The sequence below is a fragment of the Lonsdalea quercina subsp. quercina genome (assembly GCF_000688655.1).
GTDB lineage: Bacteria > Pseudomonadota > Gammaproteobacteria > Enterobacterales > Enterobacteriaceae > Lonsdalea > Lonsdalea quercina.
Map to the genome: position 1 here is coordinate 177,769 of NZ_JIBO01000015.1, position 13,599 is coordinate 191,367.

Below are 13,599 nucleotides of genomic sequence, written 5' to 3' on the forward strand. Positions count from 1 at the left end.
CGGAAATAGATATGGTTATTCGAATCATCACCGTTTCATTCAATCCGTTTCTCGTACACAGCGGGGGATGGGCTGGCCTCTGTCAGAAGCAAGCATTGCTAACACGAAAGGGGATGTACATTGAGGGACGGGGTCACTCGTTGTTTAAACATGCACGGGNGNGTGGGTCAATGTGAAGCCAGTTCAGTTCAACCCGATTAGCCATGTTGGGGAGATTTGTTAGTTAAAACGGTAGGCAATGCGTGTTAATCAACGGGGAAGTAGACTGGTAGAAATGGCGTTATCCATCAAATCCCGTAGATGTTGGGCTAACGGGATAACGGTTTTTTCTCCCGTGGCGGCTTCTACGGTTAAATTTTCCAACGCATTATCGTTATCACGTATTTTGACACCATTACGGTAGAGAAAGGTCATGGTAACGAAAAACGCGGTTCGTTTATTACCATCATTAAAGATATGACCCCGAGCGATAGCTATCCTGTAAGTGGCCGTAAGCTCAAAGATATCCGTTATGCCTTCACAGTCCGCGCGATTCTGTACCCGATAAATGAGTGCTTCGGCCCTACCGGGATCAGCAATGCCCGCGACGCCGGGAAGCCGTTGTAATATTCGGTCATGGAAAGCGATAACTTCCTAAGCGCTAATCCATATCATCTGTTTGTCAGTGCCTCTACCGTGTGGCCATGACGTTACATAATCTCTTCGAACTCCGCATCTAATTTAGCGTTCTGGTATGCCTCGAATTCAGTTTTGCTGATGACCACAGCTGAACTGCCATCGCGACGAGTAATTTCAACGGATTCGCCATGAGTGGCTGCATCTAGTACTTCTGAAATGTTGGCTCTAGCCAGAGTTGAGGTGTAAGTTCGCATGATGTGTCTCCTTAAATGTATATCTCAACTGTACATTTCATGCTGCTTTATACAAATGAAAAAATATCTCAATAAGATCATTTTTTGTCTATGCAACACCTAACGTAATATTAATAAATTCACAAAAAAACAGGGCTAACCTGTGTATGCTCCGTATAAAAAAGATTATTTATCTAACCTTTTTAAAAATAATTAGAATCAATATTACACTAATCGGAAAGCCAATTAATACCACCGAACGCATAGAGTCCATAGACTCCCTCATATCCGCTAATATCGCAAAATGATATTCAACTGATACTGTTTTATCAGATAAAAAAACCATCCTTTCTTTATCTTGAACATGCCCAAAAGAAACAAGAGCGATACTGATAAAATAAAAAAAAGAGACAAGAAGAATACTGCCCCATCGAATCAAAGCCTTGCATTTAGTTGTTAACATCATAAGCTCCATCGAATAATCCACCGACAGTTCCACCGGAATAAGGTGAAATTTCCCCTATCCCAGAAACGACTTCAGATACGCCCCTTAAAATGACATCTTCACTCACTGGTGTATAGTTATCAGTATTAGGATATTGTTTTTTGAATTCATTCGTCATATCGACAACAAGCATGGAGTTCTCTTTACTCTTACTTACTAAATACCTTCGAAATGATACTGGAATTGAAAAATCTTCTTCATAATTAACATTTATCTGAGAGTTAGTGGTATATCCACCCTTAAAGATTTGTGTTCCCGCTATTTTCACGCCTTTTGTTGCATGAGTAGTACAATTAACCCCTGTGACGTCATATTGATCTATTGTTCGACCATTTATTTTAGTATTTTCTCCCATTTTTATGGTTTCTTTCNCTTTACTTCCTGAACGCCATAATTTCTCAAAGTACATCCTTGCAATCACTGGATCCGCATCTGTAATGAGAAAAACCTTAGCTTCCGTTTGGTATAGTTCTTCTCGATAATATCTTCTGGCATCTTCAAACTGCAAAAAATTAAGAATACCATCTCCGACAACCCCAGCAACACCAGACCGCCTACCAAATCGGCCATAAGTGAAAACAGAAGCATTATTCCGCTCGTGAACAGAAACAAATGCGTGTCCCGTCCCTTTAATCTCGGTCCAGACAAAAACACCATTTTCTAACGGATTATGTTCTTTTTCACATTCCTGAATCGGGTCAATCCACTCCCCTTTTGGTGGCGTTAAGTAAACCGGGTCATCCCTAAAGTAGCTTTGGGGTTCGGGCTTAATATTTTCCCGTGGATTCTGCCACAATCCTAATACGGCCATACTGCATAAACTTTTCATGCTCCACTAAACCGACTCCATCTGGTTTGATTGCCATGGAATTCTGCCACAAGTGGATGATTTATCATAACCCCCACAGCCTGAATCGTCCCGGTGACCTTCTTCCGTAAAAAAGTGCAAACAGGTAATGTATGAAAAAGCGACAATTTGGCATGTGTGGAAGGAAAGAGAAACGCAGCCAGTATTCAACATCTACCTCTGACATGACGAAAACGAACGAACTATTCAAATGTTCGGACAACAAGCTAAAGCAATTAACAGTCTTAGGATACAAACACCGCTTCAGTATTTTTGTGTTTTCAACGCCAATACCGGGGAAGTAATCGCAGCTTTATTTGAATGAATTAAGCAACCTGCTCATAATATTTCGAACCACTTTTCAGTAAAAACAATATCATTTAAGGGGTTGATAATCTCTATTGATGCCGAAGGCCAAAGAAATTTGGCCTCATCAACTTTTGGAAAAGGATCTATCAAAATTACCTTTTTTAAATTTGAGCCATTTTCCCTTAGTAGATTTAGCAAAGCATTATCATACGCATTAAAAGAAAAGCCAAAAACAATTAAGACTTTGCTATTCGCTAATGCATTCCTAGCAAATGACCAAACATCTAGCAATTCAAGCGGAGGTTCTTTTTCAGGAGCAGGGGGGACAATTAGAGATTTCCCTGTCCTACCAGGTTTTCCGCTGGTGTATTTATTATATTTGTCCCACGATAAAGAGCCATGTAATTTAGCAAGCAGGATCTCGCCAGTAACTCTCACATCTGAATTTTGCCAAGGAAATTGTGGATTTCTTCCTCTTCCAACTAAAATTTCATTTTTTATACCATAATTAAACCCAGAGCAACCCAGGGTATACTCGACAATATTATCATAATTACAAGTGATGATATTTTTTAAACCAACCCCCTCTAACTCAGTAAATAAATTACGTAAAAAAACTATCCTTTGATTTTTTTTCACAATCTTTTCATCGAACATAGCAGCAGAATACCCACCGCGAATCCTTGTAATGAATGGTTCAGTTAATCTTCTATTAACATACCAAACAACTCTACTCCTACGATGAGAAGATTTATTAACACACCAATAAACAAAATTCTCGTATGTTGCTTCCGGATTTTTTTGTATCCAGGCAGACCAATCCTCCTTAATTAGATGGAGTTTTTTCTCTTCTGAGGCAGTAAGGTAAGAAATGTTAAAATCAAAAAGCTGACTTACCAGTGGCAAATCGAAAGCCCATTTAGAAAAACCGGCCCCTAAAAATAGGGAAATCATATTACAACAACCTCTTATTACTAATCATGTCCCATAAATCTTGACGTTCATATTCGGATAAAGATTCAATCAATTGAATAGCAACAACATTCACATCATTACTCAAGTTATTATTGAAAACAATACTTTCTAACCTTAAATATATGTCGGGAATATGTCTCATTATATCACATATATGCTCTGCCACATGCTCACAACAATCATCCAATGCAACTTTCACTGAAAATATCATTTTGATTAACTGGACATCATTAAGCAAAGACAATCTTTTTATTAGGTATTGATAGCGAAAATCACTTTTTCCCTCGGGGAAATATAAACTTAATCTATAACCAGCACCGGCAACAATTCTGTCATCATAAAGAAGGGAAAGAAAAGTATCTAAGAGTTCATCCCATGCAGTATGAGATGAGATGGTGCTCAAATTTTTAAAGGAATCTTTCTCTTTATTTTTATTCGGTTGAGGCATGGTTAAGTAAGAGAATTTAATAAAATCTTTTTTAATTCTTGTTAATTCAGCGCTATCAATAAGTGTTTGCAAGCTGTCAGAGTCTAATGAGTGTTCTTGAATCGAAAGATTAATTACCCATGGCCCTTTATTGGTAAGCCTGTCCTTAGCTATATCGCTCAAATTAACCCAAACACCTTTTTCATCCTCAGGATCATAGACGACACCTATGATAGGTAAAGTGCATCTAGACCAATATTCAAAATGAGCTTTATCACTTTTGAAAGAATAGCGACCTGAACTTGTTTTAAAACTTTTCCCTGTTTTTATTTGAACTCCTATCATTGCTCCTGTAGCAATATTTCCCACTTGGGGCTCAATAAATGCATCTATACCAACATCAAAAATCCTAACTGGACGGTAAATTACTTCTTGTTTGCTACATAGATATTGTAAAAAAGCTGAGCCGAGCTCACCAATGTGGGATTCAGAACTTACTCTTGTCATAAAAAAATACCTAGCAGAATTTAATTTTTTGATAATTACTTCTACAAACCTCACATTCACTTTGGTCTCTTTTTTCATTAGTCGTTCTATATGAAACTCCATAATGATAAAAGTTCTTGACCTGACCACATTTTGGACATAACTTGAGAATCTCTCCATTTAGAGTCCCACATAGATTGGTTATTCTCAGTCCTCTACCTTCATTTTCATGTGAAGAGTCATAACCATTCACCTTTATTGGCATCCCAGACAAATCAAAAAAATCATAATTACCAGTTAGACAAAAATCTGATAATTGAGTTATCGAAAACGAATCATTTTCGTTCGAAATTAATATTTCGCTATCTAATCTCACAGGAAGAACAATCGACATTTACACCTCCTATAATAATTACTATGCTCTTATCTCATTATGACGATCATGAGCTACTCAGTAAATCTACAGCACCATCATAAATGGCATCAATCTCATCCCTCTCATGTTGTGACGCCCTGCTCCCGTTTAAGGGCATGTTTGACGCTATAGTCGCTCTAGTAACGCCATATTCTCGTGCTAACGCACTGACACTTGGATCCGCCATTTTTTCTCTAAAATCGCGCCACGGTCTTCCCANCTTCTGCCTTCCGCTTTTGCTCGTGACAGCCCCGCCTGAGTGCGTTCTATTAGCAAGTCACGCGCCATCTCCGCAACTGCGACCAGCATAGACAGTAGCAGCTTACCAGTAGTTGAGGTGAGATCCGTATTGCCAAGCTGGTGGAAGATCACCTTGATGCGGTGATCAGATAACAGTCGGACGGTCTGGAGCACATTAATAGCATCGCGCCCCAAACGATCGAGTTTTGCAACAACCAGCGTTTTGCCTGTTCGAATTTTGCCAAGCATTTCAGCAAACACCTTACGCTGAATTGCCGGAACTTTCCCACTGACCACATCAGTAAACCAAAAGTCGTGATCCTAACCAGCAATAGTGGACACGCGACTAAGTGAGTAAACTCTCAACCAGCGGTGATTACTCGTGGCAAAACTAGTATCAACCACTAAACCGTCCCGTAAACTGTACACACCCGAATTCCGCGGTGAAGCTCTCAAACTTGCTGTGCGCATTGGTATGGCTGTCGCTGCCCGCGAACTTAGCCTGTATGAATCGCAACTCTATAACTGGCGCAGCAAATGACGTTTTCCGACAGGGAAAACAAGCAGGCCGCTGAAACTGCCCACCTGAAACGCCAACTGGCAGAGCGCGATGAAGAACCGTCTATTCTCAAAAGGCCGCGACATACTTCGCGAAGCGCCTGAAGTGAAGTATGTCTTTATCGATAAACATCAGGTTGAGTTTAGTATCAAAGCCATGTGTTGGGTGCTACGTGTGGCCCGCAGCGGCTGGTATGCATGGCAAAATCGGCGCACCGTGACAGCGTTCGTCGGCAGTTCAGGAGCCGCTGTGACAGCAGCCGTGCATGAAACTTTCTGGCAGGCAAAGCAACGCTACGGCGCTCCCTGTCTGGCCGATGAACTGCATGCTCAGGGTTACTGCTACAACATGAAAAGCGTGGCTGCCAGCCTTCGCCTTCAGGCCCAGCGGGCAAAAGCTGCACGCCGGTTCAGCCCGGTCAGTTATTGTGAGCATGGTCTGCCTGTATTGGAGAATCTACTGGAACAGGATTTTTACGCCAGCGGTCCTAATCAAAAATGGTCGGGTGATATCATGTACTAACGTACTGATGAAGGCTGGCTTTATCTGGCAGTCGTCATCGATCTGTGGTCGAGGGCCGTTATCGGCTGGTAATGTCATCAAGGATGACAGCACAACTGCGCCTGCAGTGCATTACAAATGGCGTTGTGGCGGCGTAAACGGACGGAAACTGTCATCGTCCACACAGATCGCGAAGGGCAGTACTGCTCAGCGGATTATCAGGCATTGCTGAAGCGGCATAACTTGTATGGGCTTAAAAGGTTGTTGCTACGATAACGCGTGTGCGGAAAGCTTTTCCACTCACTGAAAGTAGAATGTATCCACGGCGAGCGTTTTATCAGCCGGGAAATAATGCGGACGACGGTATTTAATTATATTGAATGTGATGACAATCGCTGGCGTCGTCACAGTGCTTGTGGCGGTCTCAGCCCGAAATAATTTGAAAACCAGAACCTCGCTTAGGACTGTGTCCACATTACGTGGGTAGGATTAACTTACCTCGACACCTTAGGCCTGTATCCCGTTTTTTCTGCGTGAAGCAACGGCTTTTTGCAAGTACAACACTCCTATAAGCTGGCGCAATCGTCTGCGGCCTTCAATTGTTAACGAATGCCTCCATGATGCATTAGTTTCACTTCATACAGCGCTTACGTGATAGCAATGTGGTGCTGGTGGGAAAATAACCGGGAGCTGCGTAATGGCTGATTTGAGCCGTAGTCTGTTTTTTATTAGCCGAGGGAAAGGGGGAGGAAAAAACAGCCTTTAGCGACGCTATTCAGCCCGGCTTTTTACCATCGCCAGGATCTCTTGTTTTTCCTCATTGGGTAACGCCTGAAACGCCAGTATCAGTTCGGCCAGCTCGTCATCGGCGGTATAAAAATAAGCGACCGGTAATTCCAGCACCTCTGCCAGCAATTGGATCGTCTCAATGTTGGCCTGATGTATGCCTCTTTCATAGCGATTGATGCGCGTACTGGCGACAAACTCATCTATCCCGGCATCAATACCAAGTTGTTTTTGCGAAAGTCCTTTGGCATTGCGCGCCTGCTTAAGCCGTTGACAAAAAATGTCCTGATAATTAAGTCTTGTTTTCATGACTACGAAAATCGTAGTTTTTGCCTGAGCTGGATACTACGAGTATCGTAGTATCCATGTCGTTGGTATCTTTGGAGTGGCAGTCAGTAGAACAGGGTGGAAATTACTCAATATTCTGAATCTGTTCCCGCATCTGCTCGATCAGCACCTTCAGCTCAATGGCGGAGGCAGTGATGTCGGCGTTGATGGATTTGGAGGCCAGCGNGTTGGACTCGCGGTTGAACTCTTGCATCATGAAGTCCAGGCGGCGGCCGACGGCTTCGTGCTTGTTGAGTATTTTGTAGGTTTCCTTCACGTGCGCTTCTAAACGGTCCAGCTCTTCAGCGACGTCGACGCGTTGCGCCATCAGCACCAGCTCCTGCTCCAGCCGGTTGTTCTCCAGCTGCNCCTGCGCGTCTTCCAGTTTGCTGACCAGCTTTTCACGCTGCCATTGCAGGATGTTCGGCATATGCGCGCNAACTTTGGCGACTTCGGCGCTAACGCCCGCCAGACGCTGTTCGATCAGCGCTTTCAGCGCGTTGCCCTCGCTTTCACGCGCGGCGATGAAGTCATCCAGCGCGGCGTTCAGCGCCTGCATCAGTTCGGCGCTGATGGCGTCCAGATCCTGCTCTTCCGCCGCCATCACGCCCGGCCAGCGCAGGATATCGACCGGGTTGATTTCCCCTTCGTCGCTCTGCATCTTGACCCACTGCGCGGCTTCAACCAGCTGTTTCGCCAGTCGTTCGTTCATAATTAACGAACCCTGCGCGCGGGGATCCAGTTCAAAACGCAGGTTGCATTCGATTTTGCCGCGCGTCAGCCGGTTGCGGATACGTTCGCGCACCACGGGTTCCAGACTGCGGAACTGCTCCGGTAAACGGATGTAAGTTTCCAGATAACGTTGGTTGACGGAACGCAGCTCCCAGGCTGCGCTTCCCCACTCGCCTTTAATTTCTCGCCGTGCGTAAGCGGTCATGCTACGGATCATCGGTGCATACCTGTCAGAAAAATGATGGAAGGATTATAACGTCGCGGGATACGGCATGATAGCAAAAGCGGTCCGGCGTGAAGGAACAGGGCGGGTTCGCGGGAAATGCGAGAGGGCCTCTCCCTGGCGTCAGATGGGCGCGTCAGTCGCCGTACAGCGAAATAAAGCCGGTGAATAACAGGCTGATCCACCGGCGCTTTTGCGGGTACATACTGCGTTATGAGATAGCGTAGGCAAGAAAACTTACGCCGCGAGTAGGAAAGAGGCGCACTGATTGGCCAGCTCGGCGCATTTGTGTTTCAGCACCTGTTTTAGCTGTAGCGCCTCACGTGACTGCGGCGTGTCGCGACGGCTGATCATCATCACCTCGAACGGCAAGGGCTGAATAATCGGGACAATTTTCAGTTGGTCGGTGTAACGGCGCGCGGTGAACAAATCCACAATCCCGGTGCCGCCGCCAGCCAGCACCATATCGGCGATGACGGAATAGGTTTTGATAAACAGGGAGGCGGCGGGTTGCAGGCCACGGTCGTTGAGGGCGCGATGAACCACCCGGCCCAACGGGTCTTGCTGCTGCATCATTAATAAGTTGTTCTGACACAGCCACTCTAGCGAGACGGGGCCTTGGTGCGGGTTATCTTTCGGCAGTAACGCGACCATCGTGGACTGGCACAGCGGTTCGGCGACCAGATCGGACGGCACCTGCTGACCGAAGACCAACGCCAGATCCAACTGATGTTGCTGGATCTCCTGACACAACGTGCTGAAGTGTTCGGTCACCAGCTCCACGTTCACCCGCGACGACTGTTGATGAAAGGCCACCATCGCCGGCGCGACAATCATCTGGCCGAACGCATGCGCCGCGCCCAGACGCACCGTCTGACTTTGTCCTTTGCGAATTTGTTCCGTCAGGGCATTGATGGACTGGAGCTGTTCATGCAGCGCCTGTACCTGCGGGATCAGTCGGTGGCCTTCGTCCGTGACGACCATGCCTTGCGTGCGGCGCTCGAACAGGGCAAAGCCAAGCTGTTGCTCGGCGTGGTTCAGCACCCGGCTGACGTTCGGTTGGGAGACATTCAGTAAGCGCGCCGCGCCGCTAATGGTGCCGGCCTGAAGAATGGCCTGAAAAACTTCGATATGGCGTAGTCGCATAGTCTGAACCTTAAGTCATTTTGCCACGTGTGGCGGGNGGAAATCGAACCGTCGGAGGCGAAACGCATCAAACTGACTGTTGCAAATGCAACAATTACGCCATGTCGTTATGACTTAGGATAGAAAAGGGCGAAGGCCAGCGATGAAGGGAAGGGATCAAAGAGGGCGGCGAGCGGGCGTCGTCGGTAGGGCGTGTTGATTTTCTCCATGATGGTGCGGCTTTACTGACTGACAGCACGGTTTGCACCAAAATGGTGAATTCAGTTGGGACTGATGTCATCGGAGAAGTAGGCAGGCATGACTATGCTATTTGCCCCGCTATTTTTCGGCTGTTGGGCGGAAGACGGATGCTACCGGCTTCCTGACGGATGAACGCGCTCGCCCCATCGGGGGCGAGCATTTACATTCACCGATAGATCTCGACCACCGGTTCTGCGCCGACGTAGCCATAGCCGCGGTACATCCCTTCGCTGTTGAAGGTCAGCGCGATATTGCCCGCATGGTCGACGGCGATCAGGCCGCCGCTACCGCCGAGCGCCAGCACTTTATTCATCACGACCCGTTCGGTTGCCTGCGCCAGCGGCAGCCCGGCGTACTCCATCAGCGCGGAAACGTCGTAGGCGGCTACCGTCCGCATAAACACTTCGCCGGTGCCGGTGCAGGACACGGCGACGGTCCGATTGTTGGCGTAGCAGCCCGCGCCGATGACGGGGGAGTCACCCACGCGGCCGATCTGCTTGTTGGTCATGCCGCCGGTGGATGTCGCGGCCGCCAGATTGCCCGCCGCATCCAGCGCCACGGCCCCGACCGTCCCGTATTTATGGTGCGGATCAATCGGATCGCCGCCGGATAGGTTGCCTGCACCGTCATGATCCAACACGATCCCCCCGCCGTTCGCCTGCGCCTGTAGCAACTGCTCATAGCGGTCGTCGGTGAAGAAGAAGTCTGACTCGACCATCTCCAAACCGTGCTGCTGGGCGAAGCTTTCCGCGCCTTCGGCGGTAAACATGACGTGCGGACTGTGTTCCAGCACCTTGCGCGCGGCCAGTATCGGGTTGCGGATGTGGCTGACGCCCGCCNCGGCGCCCGCGTCCAGCGTCCGCCCGTCCATGATGCTGGCGTCTAGCTCGTGTGTGCCTTCGTGGGTCAATACCGCGCCTTTGCCGGCGTTAAACAGGGGGCACTCTTCCAGCCGCCGTACGGCTTCGGTGACCGCATCCAGCGCGCTGCCGTTGTGAGCCAGCACGGCCTGACCGCTGCGGACGATCTCCTGCAACGCGGCGCGATAGCGCTGTTCTTTCTCACTGTTCATCGCGGCACGGGCGATAGCGCCAGCGCCGCCGTGGATCACAATCACCGGTTTCATGATGTTCCTCGTCGGGAGCCGGAGCGCGTTGTGATTTGCCCGCGCTCCCTGTCTGCGTATCGGCCTGACGATGTCGTCAGACCGAGCGTTGGATTTAGTTCTGGGTCGAGGCCAGATAGGAGAATGCGCACAGCAGATTGATGATCTCCGCCATATTAGGCGCGCTGTAGCTGACGGTGATCGCATCTACCCGCTCGACGTGGGGGATCAGGCAGAATAGGTCGGCCATCACCGGCTTCGCCNCCATAATCTCCAGACGATAAGGCGGCTGTAGACGCGTCGTTTGCTCCTGATGCGCCTGCTGGACGGCGTGGGTCGCCGCCTGGCTAATGGCGTTGCGGGCTTCTTCCGGACTCAGGGACTCGGCCGCCGTCTGGGAAATAGCGCGTTTCACACAGGCGTAGCCGGTCGCGGGGTAGTAGCGTTTAATCCACTGCTGCAAGACGTCGTCGCCGCTAACCAGCCACAAAGGCGTATCCAGCTCTGCGCCCGCTGCGGCGTAAATATCGCTTTCTCCCATCACTTCGCCGTTGATTTTGACGCGGTAGAAGGCCCGGCTGTTGATGGTGTGCGCCAATACGCCGAGCTCCCCGGCGGCGCTGTGATAGCCGATGAACATCAGCCCGTCGAACGGACTTTCCTGTAGACCTTCCACCATTGACAGTCCGCGCGGTTTGCCCTGCACCAGACGGGCGCGTGGGTCGATATTGTCCGCTCGCAGGTTGGTCATGGACGCATGGCTGTCGGCGACCACCACTTCGCTGGCACCGCCGGCGAAGGCGCCTTCGATGGCGGCATTGACTTCCTGTTCCATCAGCGCGCGCGCCAGCGCATATTCCGGGTGGCCGGGGCTGCACTGCTCCGGGCGCATCACGCCGGCAACGCCCTCGATATCCGCTGAAATAAAGACTCTCATGATAATTTCCTCACTCAAAAATGTGTTGCGCCAGCTTGTCCAGCACCTGCGGTAGCGCCGGGCGGAAATGGTCGCGGAAGCCGGTGACGGGCTCTGCCTGTAACAGCGCGTCCAGCACCGCATGTTCGGTGGCGTCCGCCGCCGCGCTGAGCAGCGGCTCCAGCCGTTCGTCGTCGGGCGGCTCCGGTGTCGCACAGGTAGAAAATGCGACGGCGATATCGCCAGAGCCGTGACCCCAGTAACTGCCCAGCCGTCCCAGACCCGCGCCCGCCCGTTTGGCGATACGGCTGAGCTGACGAGCGTCCAGCGGCGCGTTTGTCGCCATAATAATGATGATAGATCCCGCATCGCGCTGTGGCGCCAGTTCGGGCAGGAGCGGAGCGATAGCTTGTCCCATCGGGACACCGTCCAGCGTCAGCGAGGCGAGGGTGCCAAAATTCGCAAGCACCAGCACGCCGAGCGTTGCGTCCAAATCGATGATGTATCGCGATGCTGTGCCGATGCCGCCTTTGAGGCCGAAACAGCTCATCCCGCGTCCGGCCCCGACGCTGCCACGAGCGAAGGCCGTAGCCGCATCGTCGAGCGCCGACTGCGCCATCGCTTCGGTCACGGCCAGCGCCTGAATATCATTGAGCCAGCCGTCGTTGCACTCTAGTGCGAGCGGATTGACGGTCGGCAGTGAACGGCCCAACTCGGGGTTGCGGCGGATGGCGTCGCGCACCAGCGTGGTAAACAGCGTCCCGACCGCCAGCGTGTTGCTCAGCAGGATCGGGGTGTGCAGCTGTCCCAGCTCTTCTATTTGCACCAATCCCACCGGTTTGGCGAAGCCGTTAAGCACCGCCGCGCCGCAGGGTAGGGGATGGACGAACAGGTTGCCGCCGGGCGGCACGATGGCGGNGACGCCGGTTTGTATCTCGCCCTGCGCCAGCGTGCTGTGGCCAACGCGAACGCCGGGCACATCGCTGAGCGCATTGTGCGGACCGCTCATAAATCGCGGGGTGCCCAGTTGGCGTTCATCCCGCCAGCGCTGTAGCAGCGCGTTCAGCCGCGCCTGTTGATAAGCGCTCATATTCGCCTCCTCACCCGTTGAGTTTGGGGTCAAGCGTGTCGCGCAGCGCATCGCCCAGCAGGTTGAATGCCAGCACCGAGAAGAAAATGGCGAGGCCGGGGAATACGCTGACGTGCCACTGTCCGGCCATCATCATGCTGCGGCTCATCGCCAGCACGTTGCCCCACTCGGGGACATCCGGTTCCGGTCCCAGACCGATGAAGCTCAGGCTGGCGGCGGTCAGAATGCTGGTGCCGATGCGCATGGTGAAATAGACGATCACGCTGGACAGCGTGCCGGGCAGGATGTGGCGCAGCAGGATAATGCGGTCAGGCGCACCGGCGCAGCGCACCGCTTCGACGTAGGCCGCCTGCTTCAGTGACAGCGTCGAGGCGCGCACGATACGGGCGAAGACCGGCACGCTGAACACGGCGACGGCGATAATCACATTGTTCAGCCCCGGCCCGAGGATGGCCACGACCGCGATCGCCAGCAGCATACCGGGAAAGGCGAACAAAACGTCCGAACCGCGCATGATCAGCATGTCGACCCAGCGGCCGTAGTAGCCCGCCAGCAGACCCAGCGCGATGCCCGCCAGCATGCCCAGCGTGACGGAGAAAATACCGATATAGAGCGAGATGCGCGCGCCGAAGATAATGCGGCTCATCACATCGCGGCCCAGATCGTCCGTGCCCATCCAGTGGCTGGCGGACGGGGGAGAGGCTAGCGCCATCCAGTCCGACTCCAGCGGGTTGTACGGCGCGAGCCAGGGCGCGAATACCGCCACCAGCACGAGAAACAGGATGAATCCGCCCGACAGCATCGCCATCGGATTGCGCCGTACGGCTTGCCAGAAGTCGCGCCACGGCGAACGAATGGTCGACGGGTCCACGGGGGAGGCGGCTACGGCAGGTTCAGTAGGCAGTGTCATGGTCGTCGC

At 50.9% G+C, this 13,599-nt stretch carries 12 protein-coding genes and 3 pseudogenes; 2 read left to right on the forward strand and 13 right to left on the reverse strand.

Features of this window, described 5'->3' with window-relative positions:
- Positions 1–249 precede the first annotated feature (249 nt).
- From RZ35_RS17470 to RZ35_RS14045, 3 genes are all read right to left on the reverse strand, one after another.
- Positions 250–627: a type II toxin-antitoxin system death-on-curing family toxin gene (locus tag RZ35_RS17470; protein WP_235195127.1), complete on the reverse strand. Its 378-nt coding sequence runs from the start codon at positions 625–627 to the stop codon at positions 250–252.
- A 62-nt stretch (positions 628–689) separates the two neighbouring features.
- On the reverse strand, positions 690–872 hold the full coding sequence (locus RZ35_RS14040; RefSeq protein ID WP_051625583.1) for a type II toxin-antitoxin system Phd/YefM family antitoxin: 183 nt from the start codon (positions 870–872) through the stop codon (positions 690–692).
- A 169-nt stretch (positions 873–1,041) separates the two neighbouring features.
- Entirely contained in the window at positions 1,042–1,314 is a 273-nt protein-coding gene (locus RZ35_RS14045) for a hypothetical protein (protein WP_235195123.1), read from the reverse strand.
- A gap of 977 nt (positions 1,315–2,291) precedes the next feature.
- Here RZ35_RS14045 and RZ35_RS18365 point away from each other — a divergent pair.
- Positions 2,292–2,528, forward strand: a pseudogene (locus RZ35_RS18365) (hypothetical protein); the annotation flags it as partial.
- Between the two features lie 14 nt (positions 2,529–2,542).
- On the opposite strand, the gene RZ35_RS14055 reads toward RZ35_RS18365, so the two are convergent.
- From RZ35_RS14055 to RZ35_RS14065, 3 genes and pseudogenes are all read right to left on the reverse strand, one after another.
- Positions 2,543–3,466: an SIR2 family protein gene (locus RZ35_RS14055; protein ID WP_051625584.1), complete on the reverse strand. Its 924-nt coding sequence runs from the start codon at positions 3,464–3,466 to the stop codon at positions 2,543–2,545.
- Position 3,467: 1 nt separating this feature from the next.
- Positions 3,468–4,499, reverse strand: a complete 1,032-nt coding sequence (locus RZ35_RS14060) for a DUF4365 domain-containing protein (RefSeq protein ID WP_157755386.1) — start codon at positions 4,497–4,499, stop codon at positions 3,468–3,470.
- A gap of 437 nt (positions 4,500–4,936) precedes the next feature.
- Positions 4,937–5,370: pseudogene (locus tag RZ35_RS14065) on the reverse strand (recombinase family protein); the annotation flags it as partial.
- Positions 5,371–5,437: 67 nt separating this feature from the next.
- On the opposite strand from RZ35_RS14065, the pseudogene RZ35_RS17855 reads away from it, so the two are divergent.
- A pseudogene (locus RZ35_RS17855) lies at positions 5,438–6,553 on the forward strand (IS3 family transposase).
- A gap of 333 nt (positions 6,554–6,886) precedes the next feature.
- On the opposite strand, the gene RZ35_RS14075 reads toward RZ35_RS17855, so the two are convergent.
- The 7 genes from RZ35_RS14075 to RZ35_RS14105 all read right to left on the reverse strand — a co-directional run bounded on the left by RZ35_RS14075 (position 6,887) and on the right by RZ35_RS14105 (position 13,590).
- Positions 6,887–7,210 carry a helix-turn-helix domain-containing protein gene (locus RZ35_RS14075; protein WP_026743891.1) on the reverse strand — a complete coding sequence of 108 codons (324 nt, stop codon included), beginning with the start codon at positions 7,208–7,210 and terminating at the stop codon, positions 6,887–6,889.
- A 103-nt stretch (positions 7,211–7,313) separates the two neighbouring features.
- Complete coding sequence (locus RZ35_RS14080) at positions 7,314–8,177, reverse strand: YicC/YloC family endoribonuclease (protein WP_026743892.1); 864 nt, start codon at positions 8,175–8,177, stop codon at positions 7,314–7,316.
- Positions 8,178–8,420: 243 nt separating this feature from the next.
- The gene (locus tag RZ35_RS14085; RefSeq protein ID WP_026743893.1) at positions 8,421–9,329 is read right to left on the reverse strand and encodes a LysR family transcriptional regulator; all 909 of its coding nucleotides are present in this window, start codon (positions 9,327–9,329) and stop codon (positions 8,421–8,423) included.
- A gap of 406 nt (positions 9,330–9,735) precedes the next feature.
- On the reverse strand, positions 9,736–10,698 hold the full coding sequence (locus tag RZ35_RS14090) for an isoaspartyl peptidase/L-asparaginase family protein (RefSeq protein WP_026743894.1): 963 nt from the start codon (positions 10,696–10,698) through the stop codon (positions 9,736–9,738).
- A gap of 91 nt (positions 10,699–10,789) precedes the next feature.
- Positions 10,790–11,611, reverse strand: coding sequence for a M55 family metallopeptidase (locus RZ35_RS14095; protein WP_026743895.1), 822 nt, complete (start codon positions 11,609–11,611; stop codon positions 10,790–10,792).
- Between the two features lie 10 nt (positions 11,612–11,621).
- Entirely contained in the window at positions 11,622–12,680 is a 1,059-nt protein-coding gene (locus RZ35_RS14100; protein WP_026743896.1) for a DmpA family aminopeptidase, read from the reverse strand.
- 10 nt (positions 12,681–12,690) lie between these two features.
- Positions 12,691–13,590, reverse strand: a complete 900-nt coding sequence (locus RZ35_RS14105) for an ABC transporter permease subunit (RefSeq protein WP_026743897.1) — start codon at positions 13,588–13,590, stop codon at positions 12,691–12,693.
- Positions 13,591–13,599 lie beyond the last annotated feature (9 nt).

Bases quoted from the DNA above. Each gene is read 5' to 3' on its own strand.
- RZ35_RS14060 (WP_157755386.1), bottom strand. From the start codon at position 4,499: ATGAAAAAAGAGACCAAAGTGAATGTGAGGTTTGTAGAAGTAATTATC.
- RZ35_RS14085 (WP_026743893.1), bottom strand. From the start codon at position 9,329: ATGCGACTACGCCATATCGAAGTTTTTCAGGCCATTCTTCAGGCCGGC.
- RZ35_RS14075 (WP_026743891.1), bottom strand. From the start codon at position 7,210: ATGAAAACAAGACTTAATTATCAGGACATTTTTTGTCAACGGCTTAAG.
- RZ35_RS14055 (WP_051625584.1), bottom strand. From the start codon at position 3,466: ATGATTTCCCTATTTTTAGGGGCCGGTTTTTCTAAATGGGCTTTCGAT.
- RZ35_RS14045 (WP_235195123.1), bottom strand. From the start codon at position 1,314: ATGTTAACAACTAAATGCAAGGCTTTGATTCGATGGGGCAGTATTCTT.
- RZ35_RS14040 (WP_051625583.1), bottom strand. From the start codon at position 872: ATGCGAACTTACACCTCAACTCTGGCTAGAGCCAACATTTCAGAAGTA.
- RZ35_RS14105 (WP_026743897.1), bottom strand. From the start codon at position 13,590: ATGACACTGCCTACTGAACCTGCCGTAGCCGCCTCCCCCGTGGACCCG.